The sequence below is a fragment of the Thioalkalivibrio sp. genome (genome assembly GCF_041690275.1).
Classification (GTDB): Bacteria; Pseudomonadota; Gammaproteobacteria; order Ectothiorhodospirales; family Ectothiorhodospiraceae; genus Thioalkalivibrio.
In genome coordinates, this window is the sequence record NZ_JAWLHP010000018.1 from 43,323 (window position 1) to 49,459 (window position 6,137).

A 6,137-nucleotide genomic window follows, 5' to 3' on the forward strand; every position below is an offset into this window, starting at 1 on the left:
CGCCCATGCCGTTCACCCCGGCCCCCGTAGGAGCGAGCCTCGCTCGCGAACGCGCCGCAGGCGCGAAAGACACCTGGAGCCCACCCAACGCCGATCCGCGTGCAAGGCACGCTCCTGCAGAGCCTCTCTTGGCCTGCCTACCAGTCGTACTGGCGCAGGAACTCCGGCAGGCGTTCGATGATCTCCTCGCGGCTGAAGAAACGGTCGGCGCGCGACAGGCGCATCTCGTTCTGGATCTCGGTGTCGCCGCCGAAGCAGAAGACCGGCAGGTTGATCTGGTACTCCATGCGCAGGACCCGGATCACGTCCAGCGGGTCGAAGGCATCGATCTCGTCGAGGTCCAGCAGCAGGAAGCGGTAGAGCAGGACCTCGTTCCACTCTCCGAGCTCCTCGAGATCCGTGACGGCCACCATTTCCCAGGGTGGCTCGAGACAGGCCCGTACCTGCCGGATCATCTCCTCGTCCTGCGTCATCAGGATGATGCGGCGCTCCAGCCGCCGCGCAATCGTCGGTTCGGTCATCGGCATTCACTCGAGTCTCGGGATGGGAAATCCGGCGCGCGCTGCGCCGCGTTTCGCGTCAGGGAGAACGGATTCCACGGTACAGCGCATCGATCCGACAGCTGATCTCGTCCGCGAGGGAGGTCGGGAGGACCCGGTTCAGGTTCGAACGCAGGACGAGGCGTTCCGGCACGAGCCCGAGCGCGCGCTCCTGCAGTACGGAGTTGATCTTCGGCTCCTCGCACCAGATGCGGCGGATCTCGTTACCGCACAGCTGCAGGCGCAGCCGTCCGCAGCGCGAACGCGTCTCGAAGACATAGCTCTCGCGGTTGATGCGGATACCCGAGGGTACCGCAGCATGGGTATCACCCTGCTCCAGATCCTCGAGTTCCTCGCGGCCGCGGGCGATCCACTCCTCCCGCTCCGCCGGCCGAAGCGGCTCGCGGCGCGGCTCCACGCCGAAGCGCTGGTGCAGCGATTCGAACAGGGCCTCGCGGAACACGGCGTTGTCCGGGGTCTCGGCGAGTTCCCGCTCGCAATCGGTGATGCCCTCTTCCAGCGCCTGCAGCACCCAATCGCGGTAGCCGTCGCTCGGGGAGTGTATGCAGGCCAGAAAGCGCCGCGCCGGAAAGCGGCGCAGGAAACTCGCGCCGAAGACGCAACCCTTGTCCATGGTCGCCGCACCGGTGCCCATCATCTTGCGGCCGCTGACCCAGATGTCCTGGCTGCGCATCTCGACATCCTCGAACCCGAGCCGCCGCAGCACCGCCACCACCAGGCCCATCCCCAGTGAGAACAGGTGCCGGTGCCCGCGCGCGAAGGCTTGTCGCGGCAGCACCAGGAAGAAAAAGGGCTGGTCCACGTCGATCCACACCGCCCCACCGCCAAGGGGCCGGCGCAGCACCTTCACGCCCTGTTCCCGGCAGCCGACCAGATCCAGATCGGCGTCCGGGTTCTGACCGGCACCGATCGATACGTGCGCCTCACCGCTGGAAAGCCACATCACCCGGATCGGGTCGTCCGCGCCGGTAGACACGGTCATGCCCGTGTACAGTGCATGCATCTCCCGCGCAGAGACACGCCCTCCGTCCAGCCAGACGGGCGCCTCGGAGATCGCCAAGCTCAGTCCTCGCCGCGGCCCTGCGGCTTGGCGGTGGAGTCCCCGGTACCCGGTTCACCCTTGGGCTGGTAGAAATAGCGGAAGTAGAAGTCGCTGCGGGACAGGTCCTTGTAAAGCTTCGCCCGTTCCTCCACACCGCCGCGCAGCACCTGGATCAGGGCCTCGGCCTGTTCGCCATCCACGATGTGCATCGCGCCCGTCAGTTCCTGATCGGTGTTCAGGAAGTGTGCAGCCAGTTCATCGGGCTCCTGCACGTACACCAGGAACGACTTGCACTCGGCGTCCTGCGGATCGAGCGGCTGCATCACCACCTTCCCCATCCACGCCAGGCGGGCAATCTGGTTGAACTGGTGAATGTCGAATTTCTTGCCCTTCTTGTACTTGTTGAGCTCGTTGCGAATGTTGCCAATGTTGGTGATCTTCGGGGACGTCATGCTCGCCTCTGGCATCAGAATTCTGCGAGGAGGATACAAAACCGGCACCGGTGCCGGGAAATGGCCTCCGGAAACGGGGGTAGTCGGGCCCCGCACGAAGCGCCCCCGCATGATCCGCCCAGCCGGGCCTCAGCCGTCCTTGCGCCAGACCTCGTGACCGCAGCTCGTGCAGCGCCAGAGCACCTCCTCGACACCGTCCGCCCCGGTATGGACCTCGTCGGGGACGATGCGCAGGCTGCGGATCGTGCAGCGCGGACACTTCTCGACATCGGGCAGTCGGCGCCTCGCGGTGCGGGACCGCTGCGCCGGCGGGGGCTCCTTCAGGTCCGCGACCACCCGTTCCAGTTCCCCGGCCAGCGACTGGAGCCGCCCGGCCGCCCCGGTCTGCGACGACCCGGCCATTTCCGCAGCCACTGCAGCCAGCCGATCGCGAATTGACTCCAGCCGTGATGCCATATCAGTCATGCGTCACCTCAGAGGGCGGATTGCCGGAAGGCGGGCGCTCCGGCTGCGCGCGCCCGGTTGCGCGGCGGAGGTTCCAGTGTGGACGATCAGCCCCCGGCCACTTCGACGAGGGTCTCCTCCAGCGCGGCGGGCGAGCGCCGCAGCTGGAGGAAGCTATTCTCGCCCATCATGCGCAGATCCGGAAAATGCAGCGCCATGCGAAAGCGCATATGCAGGGCCTCCACGCGGCCGTCAACGATCAGGATCTCGTAGGGAAGATAGGGGCTGTGGCGGCGCTCACCGACGTCCACGGTGGTCATCTTGAACAGGTCGGAGGCGTCGCGCTCGGCACCGGCGTCCTCCCGGATCGCGACCCCGATCAGGATCGCATCCCGCCCCGGGATGCGGACGCGGTAGACCTCCCGCACGCCACCCTTGCGCGCCCGCAGGTTGGCATCCAGCGCCGCCAGCGCCCGCTCAGTGCTCGGATACGTGGCCAGATCATAGGGGTCGTCGAAGCGTTCCATGCCGAAGGCATAGCGGTAACGTGCGAGGGATTCGGGCCCGAGCCCCCGGGCGCCGAAGGTCTCCTGCGCCCCGATCGCGGATTCGACGCGGGACATCACGCCGGCAAGCGAGCGGTCCACCCGATAGGCGTGGGCGAAGTACTCGAGGTTGTTGTAGCTGACCTGGAGTTCACCGTTCACACGGGTGACCGCCACGCGCAGGGGCGCGATGTAGGCACCCCGGTCCGAGGCCGCGGCGGCCTCGAGCAGTTCCCCGGAGGTGAAGACCAGCACCGTCACGTCGCCGTCGACCTCGTACTGGCCCAGGGCCTCGAACCCCGCTGCGGTCAGCCGCTCGCGCACGGCTTCCGCCTCCGTGCCAACGTCCCCGCCGGCCGTGCTGTAGGCGAGGACCATCGGCTTGAGCACTTCCGCCTGCGCCGCGATGGCCAGCGCGAACAGCGTGAGTCCGACGAGGGTGCGGACGAGTACCGGAATGGACATGGGCGTTTTCCCGTTTACCGAGGTGTGGCGACTGGAAGGAACGAGGGAACTGGAGAATGCCTGGAAGCCGAGCCCTCGGTCAGCTGGCCTGGAGGCCCATGGAACCGGCCGCCCCCGACAGACAAAGGCCCCGCGGAACGCACGGGGCCTCTGCAGGGGCTTCTGCCCGGGAATCTATGCGCTTTTCGATGCGGCGTCAAAGCCTGTGGCTCCTTTCCGAAGGGTTCGCCTGGATGACAGCATTCTTATATTATCAGGCGCCGTTCCTGCGCGGGGAAGCCACGGCCCGGGTGCCGGCATCGACCGCAGGGGGAAGGCCGGTCCGGCACCCGCACAAGCCCGTTAGAGTCGATGTTCGAGGCGGCATCGGGCGATCGGGATCATTCAAGAACAAGAGACGAATCGATCGGAGGAGATACCCATGAGCAGAATTGCCGCCACTGCCATCATCGGCCTGGCCGGAGGCGTTGCGACCGCCGTGACCCAGGCGGAGGAGGCCGTCCTCCTGGAGCCAGTCACCGTCACCGCGAAGGGCTACGAAGCGTTGGTCGACGAGACACCGCGGTCGGTCAACGTGATCGAGGCCGACACCATCCAGCGAACCCAGGCCAGAAGCCTCGGCGATCTGCTGCGGGGACAACCCGGCCTCGCGGTCGCGGTCGACGGATCGGTCGGCCTCGACCCGATCATCCGCGGCCTGAAACGCGATCAGGTCCTGGTGCTGGTCGACGGGGTACGCATCAACGCGCTGCAGCCACCCGGACGCGGCTCCCTCGCCTCCTATGTCAACGTGGACCTGATCGAGCGTATCGAGGTGATCCGGGGACCCAACTCCGTGCTCTACGGATCGGGCGCGATGGGCGGCGTGATCAACATCATCACCCGCGGTGGCGACTATACCGACGAGCCGGAGCTCAATGGCTGGTCCCGGCTCGGCTACACCTCGGTGGACGAAGGCGTACGCGCCGCGGTGGGCGCGTCGCTCTCCGACCCGCGGAACGTGCTCGACCTGTCGATCGCGCGCCTCGATACCGAAGACTACCGCATGGGCGACGGCGAGCGACTGGATGATTCCGCAACCGAGCAGACCGCGCTGAATCTGCGTTACCGGCGGCAGCTGGCCGAGGGCCACGAATTGCAGTTCCAGGCCCAGCGCAACCGGCGCGAGGACGTGTGGTATCTGGCGTCGCGGAACTTCCGGGACCAGGAACTGGGCGGACCATTCCCCCAACCCCAGGGACTCAACACGCACTATGCACCGGAAAAGGAGCGGGATCTGCTGGAGCTGTCCTATACGGGGGAACTCGGGGGCAGCTGGGAGCCATTGCTGTCGGCGTCGATCTACCGGCAGGAACTCGAGCGTGGCAACTACGACTGGAACCGTGAGCTCGCCAAGGACTACCGGACCTCCGACACCGATTTCGTTACGGATGGCGGCAGGGTGCAGCTTGAGTTCTCGCCACACCCGCAGCACGTGGTCCTCGTTGGCGCCGATTCCTGGGAACTGAAATCGTCCCCCGTATCGTTCATCGGGACGCCTGAAACCGACTGGGAGCCAACGGTGCGAATCCCGCTGATCGACGATGCGCGACTGCAGTCCACGGGTGTCTTCGCTCAGGACGACATCTATCTCGACGATTACATCGTGTCACTGGGCGTACGTTACGATGAGGTCGAGGGTAGCGCCAATTCGGCCCTCGGCGTCGAGCCACCCCTCGACCGAACCGATTACAACCTGTCGTGGTTCACCGGTGTCAACTGGGATCTGGATCCCGCCCTCCAACCCTACGCGAGCCTTTCGGAGGGATACCGCTCCGCCAGCCTGCTTGAACGTTACCTCACCTATCCCTACAGCGACGGCTTCAACTGGATCAGCAACCCCCAGCTTGACCCTGAGCGCAACCGCACCTTTGAAATCGGTGCGCGCGGAAGCATCGGCAACACGACCTACTCCTTCGCGGCTTACGAGAGCCGCATCCGCGATTACATCGGCGGACAGGTCCTGAGTCCCGGACTGAAGCGGACCGTGAATCTCGAAAAGGCCCGCATCCAAGGTGCCGAGTTCACGCTGGACCACGACCTCGGGAGCGGGCTGAACGCCTTCGCCTGGGGCACCTGGCTCCAGGGCGACAACCGCGACCCGGCCTTCGACGAGCCGCTGTACCAGATGCCGTCCCCGGAACTCACCGTTGGTCTGGAGCAGCGGCGGGAGCGGGGCTGGCAGTGGCTGGGTCAGGTCCGGGCGGTGGCCGGTCAGGACCGGACAGCGGATATCTTCAGCGCGGGCACCGAACGCGAGACCTCCGGCTTCGCAACCGCCGACGCGCAGGTGGGCTACCGCTTCGGTCCCTCCGGCGGTTTCCAGGGCCATGAACTCACCCTGTCCGTAACGAACCTGTTCGACCGGGACTATCGCGAGCACGTGAATGCGATGATCGAGGACCGGATCGATCCCGCGAACGGGGCGCAGGATGTCAAGGCGCCCGGCCGCAGTGTCGGGCTGTTCTGGAACGCGACCTTCTGACGGACCCGGAGACGCCGGATCGCCGAGAGGACTCGCCCTCCCCCGTGGGAGCGGCTTCCAGCCGCGATGCGCCCCGTGGGAGCGGCTTCCAGCCGCGATGCGGCG

General features: G+C 66.4%; 6 protein-coding genes. 1 reads left to right on the top strand and 5 read right to left on the bottom strand.

Going from position 1 to position 6,137, the window contains the following annotated elements:
* Positions 1 to 137: 137 nt before the first annotated feature.
* The 5 genes from ACESMN_RS05135 to ACESMN_RS05155 form a co-directional block, all read right to left on the bottom strand.
* The gene (locus tag ACESMN_RS05135; protein WP_373052520.1) at positions 138 to 521 is read right to left on the bottom strand and encodes a hypothetical protein; all 384 of its coding nucleotides are present in this window, start codon (positions 519 to 521) and stop codon (positions 138 to 140) included.
* A 58-nt stretch (positions 522 to 579) separates the two neighbouring features.
* A complete protein-coding gene (locus tag ACESMN_RS05140) occupies positions 580 to 1,563 on the bottom strand; it encodes a biotin/lipoate A/B protein ligase family protein (RefSeq protein ID WP_373052527.1) in 984 nt (327 codons plus the stop codon).
* Positions 1,564 to 1,622: 59 nt separating this feature from the next.
* The gene (locus ACESMN_RS05145) at positions 1,623 to 2,054 is read right to left on the bottom strand and encodes a hypothetical protein (RefSeq protein WP_373052521.1); all 432 of its coding nucleotides are present in this window, start codon (positions 2,052 to 2,054) and stop codon (positions 1,623 to 1,625) included.
* A gap of 129 nt (positions 2,055 to 2,183) precedes the next feature.
* Positions 2,184 to 2,519, bottom strand: a complete 336-nt coding sequence (locus ACESMN_RS05150) for a hypothetical protein (protein ID WP_373052522.1) — start codon at positions 2,517 to 2,519, stop codon at positions 2,184 to 2,186.
* Between the two features lie 86 nt (positions 2,520 to 2,605).
* Positions 2,606 to 3,508, bottom strand: a complete 903-nt coding sequence (locus ACESMN_RS05155) for a hypothetical protein (RefSeq protein WP_373052523.1) — start codon at positions 3,506 to 3,508, stop codon at positions 2,606 to 2,608.
* Between the two features lie 421 nt (positions 3,509 to 3,929).
* Here ACESMN_RS05155 and ACESMN_RS05160 point away from each other — a divergent pair, with 421 nt between their 5' ends.
* A complete protein-coding gene (locus ACESMN_RS05160) occupies positions 3,930 to 6,032 on the top strand; it encodes a TonB-dependent receptor plug domain-containing protein (RefSeq protein ID WP_373052524.1) in 2,103 nt (700 codons plus the stop codon).
* The last annotated feature ends 105 nt before the right edge of the window (positions 6,033 to 6,137 follow it).